The sequence below is a fragment of the Streptomyces diversicolor genome, from assembly GCF_057537855.1.
In genome coordinates, this window is the sequence record NZ_BAAJXA010000024.1 from 114,998 (window position 1) to 134,195 (window position 19,198).

At 73.6% G+C, this 19,198-nt stretch carries 14 protein-coding genes and 1 pseudogene; 6 read left to right on the forward strand and 9 right to left on the reverse strand.

The features are described 5' to 3' along the window. Positions 1-2: 2 nt before the first annotated feature. Entirely contained in the window at positions 3-2,750 is a 2,748-nt protein-coding gene (locus tag AC27LF_RS27130; RefSeq protein ID WP_479660938.1) for a SpoIIE family protein phosphatase, read from the reverse strand. Positions 2,751-2,904: 154 nt separating this feature from the next. Here AC27LF_RS27130 and AC27LF_RS27135 point away from each other — a divergent pair, with 154 nt between their 5' ends. After that, complete coding sequence (locus tag AC27LF_RS27135) at positions 2,905-3,030, forward strand: hypothetical protein (protein ID WP_487227777.1); 126 nt, start codon at positions 2,905-2,907, stop codon at positions 3,028-3,030. 224 nt (positions 3,031-3,254) lie between these two features. On the opposite strand, the gene AC27LF_RS27140 is transcribed toward AC27LF_RS27135, so the two are convergent. From AC27LF_RS27140 to AC27LF_RS27155, 4 genes are all read right to left on the reverse strand, one after another. Beyond that, the gene (locus tag AC27LF_RS27140; protein WP_479660939.1) at positions 3,255-3,542 is read right to left on the reverse strand and encodes a DUF1232 domain-containing protein; all 288 of its coding nucleotides are present in this window, start codon (positions 3,540-3,542) and stop codon (positions 3,255-3,257) included. An 83-nt stretch (positions 3,543-3,625) separates the two neighbouring features. Then, positions 3,626-4,768 (reverse strand): hypothetical protein, encoded by a 1,143-nt coding sequence (locus AC27LF_RS27145; protein WP_479660940.1) that lies wholly within the window; start codon positions 4,766-4,768, stop codon positions 3,626-3,628. Positions 4,769-5,202: 434 nt separating this feature from the next. Beyond that, a complete protein-coding gene (locus AC27LF_RS27150; protein WP_404031190.1) occupies positions 5,203-6,567 on the reverse strand; it encodes an FAD-dependent oxidoreductase in 1,365 nt (454 codons plus the stop codon). Positions 6,568-6,715: 148 nt separating this feature from the next. Continuing rightward, positions 6,716-8,281, reverse strand: coding sequence for a C40 family peptidase (locus AC27LF_RS27155; protein ID WP_479660941.1), 1,566 nt, complete (start codon positions 8,279-8,281; stop codon positions 6,716-6,718). Between the two features lie 599 nt (positions 8,282-8,880). Between AC27LF_RS27155 and AC27LF_RS27160 the strand changes: the two genes are divergently transcribed. Continuing rightward, positions 8,881-10,827 carry a DUF1996 domain-containing protein gene (locus tag AC27LF_RS27160; protein WP_479660969.1) on the forward strand — a complete coding sequence of 649 codons (1,947 nt, stop codon included), beginning with the start codon at positions 8,881-8,883 and terminating at the stop codon, positions 10,825-10,827. A 113-nt stretch (positions 10,828-10,940) separates the two neighbouring features. Beyond that, positions 10,941-11,129 (forward strand): annotated as a pseudogene (locus tag AC27LF_RS27165) (flavodoxin family protein); the annotation flags it as partial. A 106-nt stretch (positions 11,130-11,235) separates the two neighbouring features. Here AC27LF_RS27165 and AC27LF_RS27170 read toward each other — a convergent pair. Next, entirely contained in the window at positions 11,236-11,673 is a 438-nt protein-coding gene (locus tag AC27LF_RS27170; protein ID WP_479660942.1) for a VOC family protein, read from the reverse strand. A gap of 177 nt (positions 11,674-11,850) precedes the next feature. Here AC27LF_RS27170 and AC27LF_RS27175 point away from each other — a divergent pair, with 177 nt between their 5' ends. From AC27LF_RS27175 to AC27LF_RS27185, 3 genes are all read left to right on the forward strand, one after another. Next, positions 11,851-13,092 carry a hypothetical protein gene (locus AC27LF_RS27175; protein ID WP_487231278.1) on the forward strand — a complete coding sequence of 414 codons (1,242 nt, stop codon included), beginning with the start codon at positions 11,851-11,853 and terminating at the stop codon, positions 13,090-13,092. Between the two features lie 107 nt (positions 13,093-13,199). Continuing rightward, positions 13,200-13,838: a class F sortase gene (locus AC27LF_RS27180; protein ID WP_479660944.1), complete on the forward strand. Its 639-nt coding sequence runs from the start codon at positions 13,200-13,202 to the stop codon at positions 13,836-13,838. A 74-nt stretch (positions 13,839-13,912) separates the two neighbouring features. After that, the gene (locus AC27LF_RS27185) at positions 13,913-14,380 is read left to right on the forward strand and encodes an SRPBCC family protein (RefSeq protein WP_479660945.1); all 468 of its coding nucleotides are present in this window, start codon (positions 13,913-13,915) and stop codon (positions 14,378-14,380) included. A gap of 28 nt (positions 14,381-14,408) precedes the next feature. Here AC27LF_RS27185 and AC27LF_RS27190 read toward each other — a convergent pair whose 3' ends face one another. From AC27LF_RS27190 to AC27LF_RS27200, 3 genes are all read right to left on the reverse strand, one after another. Beyond that, positions 14,409-15,551 (reverse strand): glycoside hydrolase family 19 protein, encoded by a 1,143-nt coding sequence (locus AC27LF_RS27190; RefSeq protein WP_479660946.1) that lies wholly within the window; start codon positions 15,549-15,551, stop codon positions 14,409-14,411. Between the two features lie 410 nt (positions 15,552-15,961). Beyond that, a complete protein-coding gene (locus AC27LF_RS27195; RefSeq protein ID WP_479660947.1) occupies positions 15,962-17,416 on the reverse strand; it encodes a glyceraldehyde-3-phosphate dehydrogenase in 1,455 nt (484 codons plus the stop codon). A 667-nt stretch (positions 17,417-18,083) separates the two neighbouring features. Beyond that, on the reverse strand, positions 18,084-19,073 hold the full coding sequence (locus tag AC27LF_RS27200) for an aldo/keto reductase (protein WP_479660948.1): 990 nt from the start codon (positions 19,071-19,073) through the stop codon (positions 18,084-18,086). Between the last annotated feature and the right edge of the window lie 125 nt (positions 19,074-19,198).

The window sequence follows — 19,198 nt, forward strand, 5'->3', positions numbered from 1 at the left end:
CCTCACGGCGCCGCGGGCAGGGACTGCTCCGCCCAGATGACCTTTCCGGACGGCGTGTACCGGGTGCCCCAGCGGTCGGCGAGCCGGGCGACGAGGAACAGGCCGCGTCCGCCCTCGTCCGTGCTCGCCGCGTACCGCAGGTGCGGCGAGGTCGTGCTGCTGTCGGAGACCTCGCAGATCAGTGACCGGTCGCGGAGCAGCCGCACGCCGACCGGGGCACGGCCGTAGCGGATCGCGTTGGTGACCAGCTCGCTGAGGATCAGCTCCGTGGTGAACGTCATCTCCTCGACGCCCCACGCGGCCAACTGCCGGGTCACGGCGGCCCGTACGTCCGAGACGGCGGCCGGATCGGACGGCACCCGCCAGTCGGCCACCCGGTCCGGGCCGAGCGCGCGGGTGCGCGCGACGATCAGGGCGACATCGTCGTGCGGGCGGGCCGGCAGCCGGTCCAGGACGGCCCGGCAGGTGTCCTCGGGCGAGTCGCCGGCCCGTTCCAGCGCGGTCCGCAGCAGGCCGAGACCCACGTCGATGTCCCGGGCCCGGTCCTCCACGAGCCCGTCGGTGTACAGCACCAGCCGGCTGCCCTCGGGCAGATCCAGATCGGCCGTCTCGAAGGGCAGACCGCCGAGGCCGAGCGGCGGCCCGGCCGGCACGTCCGGGAACTCGACGGTGCCGTCGGGCCTGACCAGCGCGGCCGGCGGATGGCCGGCCCGGGCGAGGGTGCAGCGACGGGAGACCGGATCGTAGATCGCGTACAGGCAGGTCGCGCCGGTGACCGCAGCGCCGCGGTCGGCCGGTGCCTCGTCCTGGTCGATGCGGCCCACCAACTCGTCCAGCAGACCGAGGAGTTCGTCGGGCGGCAGATCCAGCGCGGCGAAGTTGTGCACCGCCGTGCGCAGCCGGCCCATCGTGGCCGCGGCGTGCAGCCCGTGCCCGACCACGTCGCCGACGACCAGCGCCACCCGGGCACCGGACAGCGGCAGCACGTCGAACCAGTCACCGCCCACCCCGGACTGCGCCGGCAGATAGCGGTAGGCGAGGTCAAGCGCGCCCTGCTCGGGCAGGCTGCGCGGCAGCAGGCTGCGCTGGAGCGTCACCGCCATGCTGTGTTCGCGGGTGTAGCGGCGCGCGTTGTCGATGGACACCGCGGCCCGGGCGACCAGCTCCTCGGCCAGGGCCAGATCCTCCCGGTCGAACGGCTCGGGCCGCTTCGACCGCCAGAAGTTGGCCAGGCCCAGGAGCAGGCTGCCCGCCCGCAGCGGCACCGTGACCAGCGAGTGGATGCCGTACTCCATCACCCGGGCGGTCCGCTCCACGTCCTGCGCGTGCCAGCCGGGCGCCTCGCTCAGCACCGGTTCGACCACGGCACGGCCGGTCGCGAGGCTGCGGCCCTGCGGCGCGGACGGCACAAAACGGATCCGCTCGCCCACCTGGTAGAGCGGGGCGTCCTTGCCGAGGCCGTTGCAGGCGACGCGGCGCAGCGCGGCGCCGGGCTGCGGCTCCTCCCCGCCGAGGACGGCTTCGTACAGGTCGACGGAGACGAAGTCGGCGAAGCGGGGCACGACCACCTCCGTCAGTTCCTCGGCGGTGCGGGTCACGTCCAGGCTGGTGCCGACGCCCACCCCGGCGTCGTAGAGCATGTCGAGGCGTTCGCGGGCCGTCTCCGCCCGGCCGGACAGGGCGCGCAGCTCCGTGGAGTCGCGCAGTGTGGTGACGCTGCCCGGCGGGCCGCCCCGCAGATGCGTGGGCCGCTGGTTGATCGCCAGCAGCCGGTCCTTGACGAGGTGCACCTCGTCGGTGGCGGCGCGGCCCGAGGCGATCAGACCGGCGGTGTCCGCGTCCAGGCCCAGCTCCAGGACGTGCCGGCGCTCGGCGTCCGGCGGCAGGCCGAGCAGGCGCTGCGCCTCGTCGTTGGCCAGCAGCAGCCGGCCGTCGCCGCCGACGATGAGCACACCCTCGCGGACCGCGTGCAGCACCGCGTCGTGGTGCTCGTACATCCGCGTCATCTCGTGCGGGCCCAGCCCCCTGGTCTGCCGCAGCAGCCGGCGGCTCACCAGCGCCGTGCCCGCGGTGGCCAGGGCGAGCGCGGCGGCGGCCGAGGCCAGCAGCAGCGGCAGCTGCTGGTCGGCGAGCACACCCACGTGCGCGGTGGTGATGCCGGACGACACCACGCCCACCACGCGGCCGTCGGGTGCCTTCACGGGCACCACGACCTGCACCAGCGGACCGAGGGTCCCCTCGATCTCCTCGGTGACGGTGCCCCCGGCCAGCGCCGGGCCGATGTTCCCGACGAACTTCTTGCCGATGCGGTCCGGCTCGGGGTGCGTGTAGCGGATCCCGTCGGTGTTCATCACGACGATGAAGTCGACACCGGTCGCCCTGCGGGCGGCCTCCGCCCTGGGCTGCAGGGCGGCGATCGGATCCGGGCTGCGCAGCCCTTCGACCGTGCCCGGCGCGTTGGCGAACGTCTCGGCGACGGAGAGTGAGCGGCTGCGGGCCTCCACGGTGCTGTCGTGCCGCACCTGGAGCACCTGTGCCACCACGGCCGACACGACCAGCAGCAGCACGATCACCACCTGGAACACGAAGACCTGCGCGGCGACGCTGCGCCCGCCCAGCGCCGACCGCAGCCGTCCGCGGCCGGTGCGGCGCGAACCGGCCGCGGCCTGCACCTCCGGCGCCGGGGGTGCGTGGGTGTCCCCGGGCGGACGGTGCGGCCGAGTACCGGACTGGCCGGGCGGGCGGTCCATGTGCCATGTCTACACTGCCCGGCCGTGTGAGGCGAGAGGCGTCACACGTGCCGACGCCCGGCGAACCGGCACCTCCGGGCTCACACACGGTGACCATCCGGTACGTGCCCCGCCGGGTGGCCCGGCCGCACGGCGCGCCCGCGGAGGGGCGGGCGTGCCGCGCTCCGGGGCCCGCGGGGCGCTCGGCGCCGGCGCCACCGTGCGCGCTGTTCCGGCCGTGCGCGCCGCCCGTCTCCTCCCGCAGGAATTCGGCTCCGCCCCGCTCAAGCCCGCCATGTGAGTGACGTCACCCCAGCGGCACCCGCGGGGCCGGGCGGCCGGGAAGATCCACCGGGGAACGGACCCCGTGCGGCGCCGGTGGGCGGTTCGCGGCAGGCCGCCGGCAGCCCGACAGGCGCGGCGCGACCGGAGGAGGCCAGGACCCGTCCCTCTGCGGCGACCCGCCGTGGCGGCAGCGTGGGCACGACCCGACGCCGGCCGTCTTCGGTGGGGCGGGGAGGGACATCACGGCTTCGTGCCGTCCGGCGGGAGGGTCGGGCCGCCGCGCAGGCTGCGCAGTGCGAGCAGCAGCACGCCGATGTCGTCGAGGTACACCGGGTCGGGCAGCAGGTCGGCGGGGAGCACCAGGTAGAGGACGGCGCCCCAGAAGATCCAGCGCGGGCCCGTGGGCAGCCCGGCCCGCCGCAGCGTCCGCCGGGCGCGGACCAGCCGGACCAGCAGGACGAGGGCCACACCGAGGACGGCGACCGCGAGCACCGCGGCGACCAGCAGCACCGTCGTGGTCGTGTCCATGAATGCTCCTGTCCGTCCGCTGCCCCTGCCCGGCCACTCCTTCGCTTTCCCGCTGCGGTGCCGCCGTACCGCTCGGCCACGGATCAGGAGGGGCCCTTCACCCCGTCGGCGTCGTCACCGCCCCGGGTACGCGACCCCTTGGCGCCGCTCGTCAGCCGGGCGAACGTCCGCGTGAACTGCCGCAACGGAGACGCCGCGGACGCCGCGGGCGGCTCGGGCCGCTCGGCGGGCGGGGCGGGCGCGTCGCGGTAGGCGGCCAGTGCCTCATGGGCCTTCTCCGCCGCCTCCCGGTACAGGTCCCGGGACCTGGTCATCGCCTCCAGCGCCTCGGCGTACATCGCCACCAGCCCGCGCTCACGGGCCAGTTCCTCCTCCAGGGTGAGCAGCGTCCAGTTGTCGCGCAGGTCGGCCAGCGCCTCCGCGGCGCCCTCGGGCGCCGGCTTCGGCAGGGCGGTGAAGCGCCGCAGCGCGTCGAGGAGTTCGGCGGGTTCGGAGCCGTCGAGGAAGACGCTGCGCACGGCGTACTCCTCGGCGTCGTAGCCGTCCGGGGCCGGCTGCGGCGGCAGCAGGACGGCCCCGCCGCGTGGCACCTCCACGCCCTGGTCGCGCAGCGCCCAGTTGACGGCGCGCAGTTGGTGCGGCGCGGCCCGGTGCTCCATGACGCGGTGGCGCAGCGCCGGCGGCAGCAGCCGGGCCAGCGGCAGCCTGCCCCGCTCGTCCGGGGTCATGGCCTCGTGCACGACCAGGTGGACGGACCAGGACCCGCGTACGGCGTCGCGGAAGACCCGCCGCATGGCCTTGTCGTCCTCGGGGAGCGGGTTGATGTCGCGCAGGCGCAGCCCGGCGACGGCGTGGTGGTGGTCCCAGGGGACGTCGTCCTCGTCGGGCCAGAACATGGTCGCGGGCGACGGCCAGGTGTCCTCCCACGGCCGTTCCGCCTCCGCGACGAGCAGCCACGCGCGCCCGTCGGCCCGGTCCCGCGGCGGCGGGAGCGTCAGCCGGGCCCGCACCGGCACCGCGCCGTCGACCCGCCAGCGTGCCTCGAAGACCCGCCCTGCGGTGTCCTGCGGCACGGGGGGTTCGGCGAAGTCGTCGAGGATCTTGCCGTCCTTGTGCCGACGCAGGGTGCGGCGCAGGACGTCCTCCGAGGAGGTGCCGGCATGGCGGCCGCGGGCCTGCCACACCGTGCCGGGGATCGGGGAGCGGTCACTGGCGGAGTTCGACATGGGCCCATCTGCGGTGGAGGCGGCGTGCGCCTTCCAGTATCACCGTTGGGGAACGCGGCCCGGCGGCCGGGTCGGGGCCGACGGGCGCGCGCCGCCGATTCCGCGCGGGCCCGCGGGCTCGGGGGAGTGCCCCGGCGCGCCTCGGACTGCCCGGCGCACACACGGTGTTCGCGGCGCACCCGGGGTGTGCGCGGCGCACCGCTCACGGCCCCCATTCACTCGTGCCGGTGAGCTGTCGCGGCCCACGACCATGGGGCGCAGAACGGGGCCCGCCCGCCCATCCGCTCAGGGGCGGACCCCGTTCACGCCGGGCGAGGCCCGGCCGCGGTCGCGGGCGGCGCGGCACCGGGGGGCGCCCCGGCGGGCCGTGGGGCGCGCCCGTGGATGCGGCGCGCCGTCAGCGCACCGCCGGACCCACGGGCGCGTTCGTCGCCCTACGCCCCGCTCTCGCGGAGCATGTCCTCGCGCTCGACGATCTTCACGCGCTCGCGGCCCTCGCTCTCGCCCCGCGCCTTTTCGGCGGCGTCCAGGCGGTACCAGCCGTCCCAGGTGGTGAAACGGATGTTCCGGTCGGCGAGGAACGCGTCCACGGCCTGCGGCGCGGGTGACTCGGGTGTGTGCAGACGGCCGTTCGCGTGGTCGTCCAGGAGGTTGGACACCGTCTCGTTGGCGTCGCCCTTGGTGTGACCGATCAGACCGACCGGACCGCGCCGGATCCAGCCGGTGACATACGTGGACTGCAGGTGTGCGCCGCTCTCCTCGATGACCCGGCCGCCCTCGTCGGGGACGGTGCCGGAATCCAGGTCCCACGGCAGCTTGGGCAGCTTCTCGGAGAGATAGCCGACGGCCCGGTAGACCGCCGTGACGTCCCAGTCCTTGAAGGTTCCGGTGCCCTTGACGTTGCCGGTGCCGTCGAGGGCGGTGCGCTCGGTGCGCAGGCCGACGACCTTGCCGTCCGCGCCGAGGATCTCCGCGGGCGACTCGAAGAAGTGCAGGAACAGCTTGTGCGGCCGGTCGCCGACGTCGCGGATCGCCCAGTTCTCCAGCGTCTTGGCGACCATGTCGGCCTGCTTGTTGCCGCGCCGGGTCTCGATCGAGCCCGCGTCGTAGTCGATGTCCTCGGGGTCGACGATGACCTCGATGTTCGGGGAGTGGTCCAGCTCGCGCAGCTCCATCGGGCTGAACTTCGCCTGGGCCGGGCCGCGGCGGCCGAAGACGTGGATCTCCCGGGCCCTGTTGGCCTTCAGACCGTCGTACACGTTCGGCGGGATCTCCGTCGGCAGCAGTTCGTCCGCCGTCTTGGCGAGGACGCGGGCCACGTCGAGGGCGACGTTGCCGACGCCGAGCACGGCCACCTTCTCGGCCTCCAGGGGCCAGGTGCGCGGCACGTCCGGGTGGCCGTCGTACCAGGAGACGAAGTCGGCGGCGCCGTACGAGCCGGCCAGGTCGATGCCGGGGATACGCAGATCGCGGTCGGCCATCGCGCCGGTCGAGAAGATCACGGCGTCGTAGAACGCGCGCAGGTCGTCGAGGCTCACGTCGCGTGGGTAGTCGACGTTCCCGAACAGCCGGATCTGCGGCTTGTCGAGCACCTGGTGCAGGGCCGTGACGATGCCCTTGATGCGGGGGTGGTCGGGAGCGACGCCGTACCGGATCAGGCCGAAGGGTGCGGGCATCCGTTCGAACAGGTCGACGGAGACGCCGGGTTCGGCCGCCACCTCGGATTTGAGCAGGGCGTCGGCGGCGTAGATCCCGGCGGGGCCGGCTCCGACGATGGCTACCCGCAGGGGGCGCGGCATGATCAGGTTCCCTTCGAGCGACAATGGGCGACTCGAACGGGAAGCCTAAACTAAGGCAGACCTAAGTTAGTACGCGGGTCCGCCCTATGACCCCATAAACCGGCCTTATGCCCGGGGTGCCGGAGCCCGGGAGCGGCTGCTCAGGGGGTCATGCCGGTCGTACCACCCGGTGGATCGCCGACTCGCCGGCGCCGTAGACGGACTCCTCGCGGACGGCCGAGCCCGGGCCCGGTGCGTGCACCATCATGCCGTCGCCGACGTAGATGCCGACGTGGCTGTCGTTGTCGAAGAAGAAGACGAGGTCGCCGCCGCGGATGCCGGTGAGCGCGACCGGGGTGCCCGCGAGGGCCTGCTCCTGCGCCGAACGCGGCAGGTCCACCCCGGCGGCCTTCCACGCGGCCTGGGTGAGGCCGGCGTAGTCGTACGAGTCGGGTCCGGTCGCGCCCCAGACGCACGGCCGTCCGATCTGCGCCCGGGCGAAGGCCACGGCCTGCGCGGCCCGGCCACCGGCCGCCCCGGCAACGAGGGAATCCGGGCCGGCCGACGTCCCGGCGGCGAAGGACACCGTGCCGACGGGCGAGCCGATGCCGTGAGCCCCGAAGAGCCCGGCCCCTTCCGGCGGGGACGCGAACGCCGTCACCGCCGTCGCTTCCGGCCGCGGTTCGATCGCAGCCGTCATGGCTCCCGGCTGGGGGTCGACGGTCGTCACCGCTGCCGCTTCCGGCCGGGGCGCGAACGCCGTCGGCACCGGTTCCGGCGGGGGCGCGAACGCCGTCGCCGCTGTGGCTCCCGGCTGGGGGGCGACCGCCGCCACAGCTGCCCCTGCCGACCGGGGCTCGAACCCCGCAACCGCCACTGCTTCCGGGCGCGGCTCGAATGCCGCCGTCCCTGTTCCCGGCTGGGGGTCGATCGCCGTCGTCGCGGCTTCCGGCCGGGGGCCGATCGCCGTCGTCGCGGCTTCCGGCCGGGGGCCGATCGCCGTCGTCGCCGCCGCGTCAGCTCGGGGCTGGAATGTCGTCGTCGCCGCCTCCGGTGGCCGCGCGGTGTGCCGGGTCAGCTGTTCGCGTGCCGCGGCGAGCTTGCGGCGGTTGCTCTCCTTGGCGGCGGCCGGTGAGGGCCTGCGCGGCCCGGTGGCGGGCGCGGGCGGCTCCGGCGCGTTCGGCGCCTCGGCTGCCCGCCGCTGCCCGGGCACGGCGGGCAGCGCGGCGACCGGCCCCGCGACCGGTTCCAGGGCGGAGTGAGCGGCGGGTTCCAGGAGCGGGCGGCCGGTGGGCTCGGGTGCCGGGTCGCCGGGCGGGGCCGGTGCCGGACCGGCCGGCAGCGCCGGGAGCGGGCCGCCGGTCAGTTCCGCGACGGCGCGGCCGGCCGGCCCCGGGGGCAGTTCGGGCACGGAACGGCCCGCGGCCTCCCGCCCGCCCTCCCGGGGGGTGGGGCCGGGGCGGTTCGCGGCCGGCCGCTCGGGCATCCGGTCGGCCGGGAGCACGGCCGGAACGGTCGGACCGAGCTTCGCGCGCGCCACATCGAACCACTGCCGGGCCACCTCGTCGAGCGCGGGATCGCCGCGCCCACCCGGCCGCTTGCGCAGCGGGACACCGCGGGTCCGTGTTCTGGCGGTCATCGCACGCGTCGCGTTGTAGTTCCCGGTGGCGTTCTCGGCCTGGTCGTAGAGGCTGTCGATCCGTTGCCGGACCTCGTCGCGGCTCTCCGGCGCCATGGGCGACGCGCTCCTTCCGTGCTCCGCCTGCCGGGTCGGCCGTCGGGTCAGGGCGTACGGCTGCGGAAGGCGTGCCCTACGGCCCCTGCCCGATGGGCGGTCGGGCCGGTTCACCCCGTCGTCGGTCGGGTCCCCGGCTCCGGCCGGCTCGGCGGCCACCGGACTCGGCGGAGGCCGCGCGGCCCGACGGGGTTCGCCGGGTGCACCGGGCGGCCTGGGCGTCAACCTAGCCAACTTGTGTGCCCCGTGTGAAGGTTGGAGCGGGGAATGCCCGATACGCCGGTGTGTGATCCGTCCGGCAGTCCGGCCGTCACAGCCTGACGACGATGAGCGCGGTGTCGTCGGTGGCGCCCTCAGACGGCATGGCCCGGGCACAGGTGGTGACCGTGACGAGGCCGCCGATGGGGCAGCCGCATTGCGTTCTGTATGAGGTCTGCGTGAATCTGTGGGGCGGTTGAACACATGGGGGCCCGCATCCGTATGGGGCGGGGGATTTCCATGCCGAGACGACCTGAGACGCAGGGGTACTTTCCGTGGGACGCACTACGCGCAGACGGCCGACGGGCGCACGGCGCGCGACCTTCGCAGCGGTCGCACTGATGCTGGGCGGAGGTGGGCTGATAGCGGCGAACGTGTACGCGTCGGCCACCGAAGGCGGCGGTCAGGAAACGAGCGGCAGCGGCACGTTGTCGGCCGCGGGCGCGGCCACCATCGACTGCCCCGACGTCGGTACGCGCCTGACCAGCGTGCCGGACGCCGCCAGGGGTGAGGTCGACCGCGAACTGGCCCTGCTGGACGAGCAGATCGCGGCCGCCTACCGGCAACTCCAGGAGGCGCCGCAGGACCGGCGCCAGGACCCCGGGTCCGCCGGCGGCGCCATCATGGACCCGCTCAAGGAGAAGCGGGCGGCGGCCATCGGCCGGATCGCCGCCGCGATCGACCGGGCGGGCGAGGGCCCGCAGGGGCTGGACCAACTGGCCGAGTGCACCCTGCGACCGGCCGATGACCGGTCCGGCGACGGCACGGCCGGCGGCCGGGACGAGAGCGGCGCCGCACAGCAGCAGGACGGGGCCGGTCAGCAGCAGGACGGCGGCGGTCAGGACCAGGCCGGCGGCGGTCAGGGCCAGGGCGGCGGTGCGCCGGGCCAGGGCAGTGGCCAAGGGGGCAACGGGCCGGTCGCCTCGGACTACCAGGACATCACCACGGTCAAGCCCGGCCCGCAGAGCCCGGCACCGGCCGCCGACGCCTCCCGCGGCAGCTTCACCAGCGACTGCGGCGTCAACGCGAACGGCCTGTTCAACTCCGACAACGTGATCGTGGCCCCGGGTGTCTCCAACGGCGCCCACCACTTCCACGACTACATCGGCAACCAGGCCAACAACGCCTTCGCCGGGGACGACGACCTGGCGGGCGCGGACACCAGCTGTGTCGACAAGGGCGACAAGTCCTCGTACTACTGGCCGGTACTGCGCCTGCAGAACGGCACCCGGGAGCGGGACGCCGACGCGCCCGGCGGCGGCACCGAGGGCAACGCCGGCCAGATCGTCACCCCCAAGCAGGTCACCCTCACCTACGGGGGCAACCCGCGCGAGAAGGTCACGGCCATGCCGCGGCTGCTGCGGATCATCACCGGAGACGCGAAGGCGTTCGTCAACGGTCCCGCGAACGCCAACGCCTCCTGGAGCTGCACCGGTTTCGAGGACCGGCAGTTGAAGGACAAGTACCCGCTGTGCCCGGCCGGCAGCGACGTCGTGCGCACCTTCGTGTTCCAGAGCTGCTGGGACGGCCGCAACACCGACAGCGCCAACCACCGTACCCACGTGGCCTTCACCACCGCCGACGGCGGCTGCCCCGCGGGGTTCCGGGCGATCCCGCAACTGGTGCAGCGCATCGTCTACGACGTCGACGCGCCGAGCCTGGCCGACGGCGGGCGAACGGTCCCGCTGTTCGCCGTGGACTCCTTCCCCGAGCAACTGCACAAGCCCGTCACGGACCACGGCGACTTCATCAACGTCTTCGACGAGGACCTGATGCGGGAGATGACGGACTGCATCAACAGCGGCAGGACCTGCGGCGCCGGCGCCAACCCGAGCGAAGAGCCCCGGCCCGGCGAGCCGCCCGCGTCGAGCGCCGCCCCCACCGACGGCACCGGCACGAAGCCGGAACCCGGCCAGAGCGCCGACGAACCGACCACCGCACCCCCGGCCGACGCGCCGGCCACCGAACCGGCCGACACCGGAGCGCCCACCGTCTCCGGCACCACCGCACCCCGCGTCTACGCGACGGCCTCGCCCGGACGCACCGACCCGGCCGCCCGACCGGGCGGCGCGGACACCGGCGACGGCACCGGCACGACGACGTCGGCGCCGGCCGGGACGCCGGGCGCCGCGCCGGTCGGCGATCCCACCGCGGCCGGGCGGCCGGCGCCGCAGACGGCCCAGGGCGGCCTCGCGGACACCGGCGCGCGGCTGTGGCCGGGCGCGCTCGGCGCGGTACTGGTGATCGCGGGCTTCGTGGTTCTGCGCCGGACCGGCCGCCGCGCCTGACACACGCGTCCGGCCTTCGGCCGTGCCCTCCCGGATCCGGCGCCCGGCCCGGCGCGTCGAGCGCCGCGCCGGGCGCCGTTTCGCGCGCGGGAGTCCCGCCACGGCGACGAGACCGCGGCCGGTCCTTCGGCTGCTGCGTGCCCGGCGGGAACGACGTCACCGGGGCGGTCCGCGGGATCGAGTCGATCACCACCGGTTCCGGTCGGCGCCGCGCTGCCGAGCCCGTCACCGTGACGGGCGGGCCCGCCAAGGGTGACATCGAGGCGTGCTGGGAGCTGGGCGCGACCGTCGCCGCGGGGCTCGCGACTGAGCGGAACCGCCGCGCCGCGTCACGTGTCCCGAGCGGAACCGGCCGCGCCGCGCGTCACGAGTGGAACCGGGCGCGCCGCGCCGTGTGTCGCGAGCGGGTCAGTAGACCGGTTGGCCGATGCTCAGCATGTTCCCCTCGCTGTCGCGGAACCAGGCCCCGCGGTCGCCCCGTGCGCCCGTGCCCCGGTAGTGCCCCCGGACCTCGGCGATCCCGTCCCTCGTCCGGCCGCCGCCGTACTCCGCGGCCAGCTCGAACTCCTCGAACACCACTCCGCGACGCCGCAGTTCCGATACGACCGTCTCGATGTCGTCGACCTGCCACGACATCTGGGTGAACGTTCCGGGCGAGGCGCCGGCCGAACGGAAGAGCTGGAATTCCCCGGCTGCGCACCGGTAGAGCAGGCCGCCGGGCCGTTCGTCGACCGGCTCCAGGCCGAGCTTTTCGGAGTAGAAGCGCCGCGCGCGCTCCAGGTCCTGCGCGGGGAGCCGGGTCGCGACTCGGCCCTGGGCCAGAGGGTGTGTGTCCTGTGGGGTCATACCGGCACTGTGCCCCGGACCGGGGCCCAGTGGGCCGGGTGGAGTGCGACGGTAACCCGGCTGGGCGGCCCGGATGGTGCGAGCGGAGTGTGTGCTTGACGGTGGTTCATGTCGGAGCCCGGGTGATCCCAGCTGATGCGGTATCGGCTGCCCGTGCCACGGCGGAAGGATTCCCTGATGCATTCTGCTCGCATGATCCTGGCCACGGCGGTCGCCTCGGCCGCCATCGCGATCACCGCCCCCGTCGCCCTTGCCTCGGGCGGCGACGAAGGAGGCCGTGGTGATTCTTCGTACAACAAGGAGAAAGGCAACGACAGCAGGCGCGACGAACCGCGTGGCGGATTGCACACGGGCGGTGGCGCCCTCACCGCACTGACGGGTCGCGGCGACGAGGACCGAGGCGGTGAGCCGCGGGGTGGACTGCACACCGGCGGCGGCGCGCTCACCTCGGTGGACGCACGCGGTGACGGCCGCGAGGACCGGCCGCGCGGCGGCGTGCACACGGGCGGCGGTGCGCTCACCGCGCTCCCGGCTCGTGGTGACGAGGACCGGGGCGAGAACAACCGGGGTGAGAACAACCGGGGCGAGAACAACCGGGGTGAGAACAACCGGGGTGAGAACAGGGGCGAAGAGCCGCGTGGTGGAGTGCACACCGGTGGTGGCGCGCTCACCGGGCTGCTGAGCCGTGGTGACGAGGACCGGGATGAGGAGAGGGGTGAGAACAGAGGCGAGAACCGGGGCGAGAACCGGCGCGAGGAGCCGCGTGGTGGAGTGCACACCGGTGGTGGCGCGCTCGCCGGGCTGCTGAGCCGTGGTGACGAGGACCGGGGTGAGGAGAGGGGTGAGAACAGAGGCGAGAACCGGGGCGAGAACCGGCGCGGGGAGCCGCGTGGTGGAGTGCACACCGGTGGTGGCGCGCTCAGCGCGCTGCCGGCCCGTGGTGGCGAGGACAAGGACGAGGAGAGGGGAGAGAACCGGGGCGAGAACCGGGGTGAGAACCGGCGCGAAGAGCCGCGCGGCGGCGTGCACACCGGCGGCGGCGCCCTCGCGGCGGCGAAGGCCCACGGCGACCGGGGCGGTGAGCCGCGGGGCGGCGTGCACACGGGCGGCGGTGCGCTCAGCACGGCCGTGAACGACAGCTGGAACACGGACAGCGGCGGCAACAGCAGGTTCGACCCCGAGACGTACAGGGACAACTCCGGCAAGGGCAACGGCAACGAGAAGGGCGCGGACGGCGAACGCAACAAGGACTCGTGGGGCGGGGGCGACCGGGAGGACCGGCCCAACGGCGGCATGCACACCGGTGGCGGCGCACTGGCCACCTCGGGTGTCACCGCCGGCGGCCTGGCCGTCGTGGCCTTCCTCGGCGCCGGCGTCTACGCGCTGCGCCGCAAGCACGCCGACGGGTCGGTGTTCTGACCCGCAATGGCGACTCACGGGCCGCGGCCGCCGAGCGCTCGTGCCGGCGGCCGACAGCCCGCACGTCGTGACCGCTGCGCTGCCGTGCTCTAGTGAGGTGGTGTCCGATGGCAGCTCCCGACTCGTCCCCGACCCCCGCCGAGCAGGGATCGCACTCCTCCGGGCACCTGGTGGTGTGGGGTGTCGCGATCGTTCTGCTGGTCGCCGGCCTGATCGGTGGGAAGACACATCACAGCGCCGAACCGGCGCAGGCCCAGGGCGCCACGTCCGTGTCCCGGCCGACCGGAAAACATCTGCCCCGTGCCCGGCCGACGCGGCTGCTCATCCCGAAGATCGATGTCGACGCCCCGTTCACCGACCTCGCCCTGAACGCGTCGGGGCAGTTGCAGCCGCCGCCCGCCGACGACGTGAACCTCGTCGGCTGGTACGCCAAGGGCGCCGCCCCCGGAGAGACCGGCACCGCGATCATCGCGGGACACGTGGACACCAAGACGTCCGCTGCCGTCTTCGCCGGACTGGAGGAACTGGCCACCGGCGACCGGTTCACGGTGCGGCGCGCCGACGGGAAGGACGCCGTCTTCGTCGTCGACAGCGCCGAGACGTTCGAGAAGGACGCCTTCCCGAACCGCCGGGTCTACGCCGACACGCCCCGCGCCGAGGCGCGCCTGATCACCTGCGCCGGGGACTACGACCACACGGCCGGGGACTACACGGAGAACCTGGTGGTCTTCGCCCATCTCGTCTGACGCCCGGGACACGGCCCCGCGGCCCGGCGCACGTCCGGGCCGCGGTTGTCGGTGGGGCGCAGTACGGTGACGGCATGTATGCCACCCGAGTCTCCCGGCGCGTGCGGGCGCCCCGTGCCGCCGTCTACCGGTCCCTGCTCGATCCGGCCGCGGTCGCCGTGTGGCGGGTGCCCGACGGCATGACCGCCGTCGTGCACCGCTTCGACGCCCGCGAGGACGGCGCGTTCCGGGTGTCCCTCACCTACGACGACCCGCACGGCACGGGAAAGTCCGGCCCGCGCACGGACACGTATCACGGTCGCTTCACCCGGCTCGTGCCCAACGAACTGATCGTGGAGACCATCGAGTTCGAGACGGACGAGGAGGCGCTGCGCGGTGCGATGACGCTGACGACCTCGCTCACCGACCAGGACGGCGGCACCGAGGTCGTCATGTGCCACGAGGGCATCCCGGATGTCGTCCCGCGCGAGGACAACGAACTCGGCACCCGGATGGCCCTCGACAAGCTCGCCCGTCTCGTCGAGGGCCTGGACCGCCGTTGACGTTTCTCCCGGGTGGGGGAGCGGCGGCTCAGCAGTAGAGGTTGGCGCCGGGGGTGACGCCGAGGATCTGGGTGAAGCGCTGGTAGGCGTCGACGCGGCTCTGGACCTGGGCGGGGTTGCGGCCGTCGCATTCGAGGGAGCCGTTGATGGAGCGGATGGTCTGGCCGAAGCCGGCGCCGCCGACCATGGCGTTGTGCGGGGTCATGGTGCCGGGGCCCGACTGGGTGTTCCAGTACCACAGGCCGGTCTTCCAGGCGACGGAGGCGTTGTTCTCGACCTGCCAGGGGTTGTTCAGCAGGTCGATGCCGAGGGCGTCGCCCGCGGCCTTGTAGTTGAAGTTCCAGCTGAGCTGGATGGGGCCGCGGCCGTAGTAGGCGGCCTGGCCGGCGGGGCAGCCGTAGGGCTGGTTCCCGTCGCAGTAGTGGGGGTAGTTGGCGGTGTTCTGCTCGACGATGTGGACGAGGCCGCCGGTCTCGTGGTTGACGTTGGCGAGGAAGGCCGCGGCCTCCTGCTTCTTGACGGTGTCGCTGCCGGTGTTCGCGAAGCCGGGGTAGGCGCCGAGCGCGGCGGTCAGCCCGCTGTAGGTGTAGAACGGGTTCCGGCTCGGGAACATCTGGTTGAACTGCGCCTCGCCGACCACGAATCCGGACGGGCTGCCGCCCCCGCCGCTCGCCGGGGCGTTCCACTTCTGGTTGGCGCCGCCCGAGCAAGTCCAGATCTGCAGCCGGGTCCCGTTGGCGCTGTTGTTGTCCCGCACGTCCAGGCACTTGTCGGCGGCCGGGTTCACGATGTCGTGGGCGGCGGTGACCACCCACTGCTGGTTGGCGCCGCCCGAGCAGTCCCACACCTGCACGGCGGCGCCGTCCGCGGTGCCGCGGTCGACCACGTCGAGGCACTTGCCGAACGCGCGCAGGGTTCCGTCGCCCGGGTTGGACCAGCGCTGGGCGCCGGTGCCGTTGCAGTCGTAGAGCTGTACGGCGGTGCCGTTGGCGCTGTTGGCGCCGGCCACGTCGACGCACTTTCCGGCGAGCCCGGTGATCTGGCCGTCGGCGGCCCGGGCGGGAGTCGTGGCGAACAGGGTGGCGAACAGGGCGGCGAGGACGGCGCCGACCAGGGTGCGGGCGGGGGCGATGCGTCTGCCGGACGGTCGGCCGGCGTGGGGGGTGGCCATGGTGGACGTGGCTCCTTGAGAGTGGGGAGACGGAGTGCGGACACACCGGCGGGCCGTCGGGCGGCGCCGCCGAGCGGCTTGTGCGCGGGGCAGAGCCGGGGCGGGCGAGGGCGTGACGAGCGGAACCGTGCGGCCGGGCGGACCGGATGGGGAAGGGGTGCTGCGCGGTCTGCCGGCGTGCTAGGTCCAGACCATGACAGGCGGCGGTGGAGCCGTCAACCACCCTGCGCGCACCGGCACTTCGGCCTCGACCGGGCCCGGTGCGCCGCCGGCGCGTGCGCCGGTTCGGTCCGCTGTGCCGCGGCGCGGCCGGCCGGTGGCCGAAAGGCGTGATGCCGTCGACCGGTGTCGGTCGACGGCATCACGGGGGTGCGTACGGTGGCGGGCGGCTCGCGGGGACCGCGCCGGGGTCAGACCGCCGGGGCCGGGTAGGTGGGGTACTCCACGCCGGAGACGTGCTGGACGACCCGGACGACCTGGCAGGAGTAGCCGAACTCGTTGTCGTACCAGAGGTAGAGGATCGCGTTGTCGCCGTCCACCTTGGTGGCGCCGGCGTCCACGATCGAGGCGTGGCGGGAGCCGATGAAGTCGCTCGACACCGCGTCGGGCGCGTTGATGAAGTCGATCTGGCGCTTGAGCGGCGAGGTCAGCGACATGTTCCGCAGGTGGTCGAGCACCTGCTCGCGGGTGGTCGGCCGGGCGAGGCGCAGATTGAGGATCGCGATCGAGACGTCCGGCACCGGCACCCGGATCGAGCTGCCCGTGATGCCGGCCTTGAGGCCGGGCAGCGCCTTGGCGACCGCGGAGGCCGCACCGGTCTCGGTGATGACCATGTTGAGCGGCGCCGAGCGGCCACGGCGCTCGGACTTGTGGTAATTGTCCAGCAGGTTCTGGTCGTTGGTGAACGAGTGGACGGTCTCCACATGTCCCCGCAGCACCCCGTACTCGTCGTCCATGGCCTTCAGCGGCGGAACGATCGCGTTGGTGGTGCAGGACGCGCAGGACAGGATCCGCTCGTCCGGTTTGATCGTGTCGTGGTTGACGCCGTGCACGATGTTGGGGATGTCGTCCTTGCCCGGCGCGGTGAGGACCACCTTGTCGATGCCGGGGCGCAGATGCTGCGACAGGCCCGCGCGGTCGCGCCACCTGCCGGTGTTGTCGATGAGGATGGCGTCCTTGATGCCGTACGCCGTGTAGTCCACGGACGTGGGGTCGTCGGCGTGGATCACCTTGATCACGTTGCCGTTGGCGATGATCGTGCCGTTCGCCTCGTCGACCGTGATCGTGCCCTGGAACTGGCCGTGGATGGAGTCGCGGCGCAGCAGCGAGGCGCGCTTGACGATGTCCTCGGCCGCCCGGCCGGCGTCACCGCGCACCACGATGGCGCGCAGCCGCAGGCCGTTGCCGGACCCCGCCTTCTCGATGAGCAGGCGGGCGACGAGCCGGCCGATGCGGCCGAAGCCGTAGAGGACGACATCGCGGCCCTCGCGGCGCTCCGGCTTGGCGGCGCCCATGGCACCGGCGACGGCCTCGGCGGTGAAGTCGGCGACGGACAGGCCCCGCCCGTCGCCGCGGTACGTCGCGGCGAGCATGCCGATGTCGATCTGGGACGGGCCGAGGTCCAGCGCGGTCAGCGCCCGCAGGAACGGCATGGTCTCGGTGACGGACAGCTCCTCGCCGGCGATCTGCCGGGCGAACCGGTGGGTCTTGAGGATGCTGACCACCGACTTGTTCACCAGGGAGCGGCTGTGGAGCAGGACGGTGACGTCGCGCTCCCGGTGCAGCTTCCCGATGAGCGGGATCATCGACTCCGCGATCTCCTCGCGGTTCTTCCAGTTGGTGAACGAGTCCTCGGTGACAGTCACAGATCTATCTTTCGAGCTAGGCGGCGCTCATATGATAACCACCTCTCGATGTGATCCTCCCCGGGGGTGAAAAAGGGGGATGGAGGCGGTGGCGAGCACGCGACTCGGGCGGATCGAGCGGCACTTCGGCGCCTCCGCTGTTCGAACGCGGCATCGCGGGAGTGCGGACCGCGTCCTACGAAGGAGCCGAGGCCGTCGCCCAGGCGCGCGACACCCTCGCCCGCGCCGACGCGACCGGGCGCCGCGCCCCGCCGACGCCGCGGGCCGCATTCCGCGCCTCGCGGCCACCAACTCGCCCATGCTGTCCGGGGCGGTGTCCCGGCCGCGCGCCCGGCTGCCCGCGCTGTCACCGGCGGTGAGCGGTGGGTACGCCTCCTCGCGCATCGTCGGCCTTCCGGCCCGGCACCAGCTCAAGGGCGCGGGGCTGTGGCACCATGCGGCTTCGCCGCGTGGGCGCGACCGGCCGCAACGCAGTCGCACCCGACCGGCAACGCACCCCCTGCTCAAGGGAAGCCGGCCCAGAGCGCCACCGCGGCGTATCGCGAACTCGCCGCGCGGTCACTGCACTTGCGCACCGGTGCGGCACACACCCGGGAACGTCGCCGGAGTCTGGCCCGCGCTCGGCCCGCGGCGGGACGGGCCGCCGGGGTGGCGCGTTCGCCGGGCTTCAGCGGTTCACGGTCCGCATGCCCGCCTCGTCGTAGCGGTCCCCGGCGGCCTCGGGGAGCTCCGCGTCGATGCGGGCGAGATCGTCCGCGGTCAGTTCGACGTCGACGGCGGCCGCGTTCTGCTCCAGATAGCCGCGGCGCTTGGTCCCCGGGATCGGCACCAGGTCGTCGCCCTGGGCCAGCACCCAGGCGATCGCCAGCTGGGCCGGCGTCACCTCTTTCTCCGCGGCGATCTCCTTCACCTTGTCCGCGAGGCGCAGATTCTGCCGCAGGTTGTCCCCGGTGAACCGGGGGCCGCTGCGGCGGAAGTCGCCCTCGTCCAGGTCCTCGGGCGAGGAGAACCGGCCGGCCAGGAAGCCTCGGCCGAGCGGCGAGTAGGGGACGAACCCGATGCCGAGTTCCCGGCAGACGGGCAGCACCTCGGCCTCCGGGTCCCGCGTCCACAGCGAGTACTCGCTCTGCACCGCGGTGACGGGGTGGACGGCGTGCGCGCGGCGGATGGTCTCCGCGCTCGCCTCGCTCAGCCCGATGTGCCGCACCTTGCCCTCCGCGACCAGCTCCGCCATGGCGCCGACGGTCTCCTCGATCGGCACCTGAGGGTCGACCCGGTGCTGGTAGTAGAGGTCGATGTGGTCGGTGCCGAGCCGTTGCAGCGAGCCGTGGACGGAGTCGCGTACATGCGCGGGCGAGCCGTCCTGGCGTCCGACCGTGCTCATGTCGCCGGGCACGGCGTCGTCCATCCGGTAGTTGAACTTCGTCGCGATCACATACGCGTCGCGATGTCCTTTGATCGCGCGGCCGACGAGCGATTCGTTGGTGAGCGGCCCGTACATCTGCGCGGTGTCCAGGAAGTCGATGCCCAGGTCGAGTGCGTGCTGGATGGTCCGCAGACCCTCGTCCTGGTCGGCTGTGCCGTAGAACGCGGACATCCCCATGCAACCGAGGCCGATGGCGGACACCCGGAGATCCCGCAGACTGCGCTGTTCCATCTGAGTTCCGGCCTTTCCGTGGGTGTGACCTTCGCTGTCCGTGACGCTAGGAGCTGGAGTGCGCTCGATGTCAAGGCCGTGGGTGTGACCCGCGGGCGCCTCCATCCTGCCGTCCGTACCGGGGC

Bases quoted from the DNA above. Each gene is read 5' to 3' on its own strand.
- AC27LF_RS27130 (WP_479660938.1), bottom strand. From the start codon at position 2,750: ATGGACCGCCCGCCCGGCCAGTCCGGTACTCGGCCGCACCGTCCGCCC.
- AC27LF_RS27170 (WP_479660942.1), bottom strand. From the start codon at position 11,673: ATGACCCCACAGGACACACACCCTCTGGCCCAGGGCCGAGTCGCGACC.
- AC27LF_RS27185 (WP_479660945.1), top strand. From the start codon at position 13,913: ATGTATGCCACCCGAGTCTCCCGGCGCGTGCGGGCGCCCCGTGCCGCC.
- AC27LF_RS27160 (WP_479660969.1), top strand. From the start codon at position 8,881: ATGCTGGGCGGAGGTGGGCTGATAGCGGCGAACGTGTACGCGTCGGCC.
- AC27LF_RS27190 (WP_479660946.1), bottom strand. From the start codon at position 15,551: ATGGCCACCCCCCACGCCGGCCGACCGTCCGGCAGACGCATCGCCCCC.
- AC27LF_RS27200 (WP_479660948.1), bottom strand. From the start codon at position 19,073: ATGGAACAGCGCAGTCTGCGGGATCTCCGGGTGTCCGCCATCGGCCTC.
- AC27LF_RS27155 (WP_479660941.1), bottom strand. From the start codon at position 8,281: ATGGCGCCGGAGAGCCGCGACGAGGTCCGGCAACGGATCGACAGCCTC.
- AC27LF_RS27180 (WP_479660944.1), top strand. From the start codon at position 13,200: ATGGCAGCTCCCGACTCGTCCCCGACCCCCGCCGAGCAGGGATCGCAC.
- AC27LF_RS27150 (WP_404031190.1), bottom strand. From the start codon at position 6,567: ATGCCGCGCCCCCTGCGGGTAGCCATCGTCGGAGCCGGCCCCGCCGGG.
- AC27LF_RS27140 (WP_479660939.1), bottom strand. From the start codon at position 3,542: ATGGACACGACCACGACGGTGCTGCTGGTCGCCGCGGTGCTCGCGGTC.
- AC27LF_RS27175 (WP_487231278.1), top strand. From the start codon at position 11,851: ATGCATTCTGCTCGCATGATCCTGGCCACGGCGGTCGCCTCGGCCGCC.
- AC27LF_RS27145 (WP_479660940.1), bottom strand. From the start codon at position 4,768: ATGTCGAACTCCGCCAGTGACCGCTCCCCGATCCCCGGCACGGTGTGG.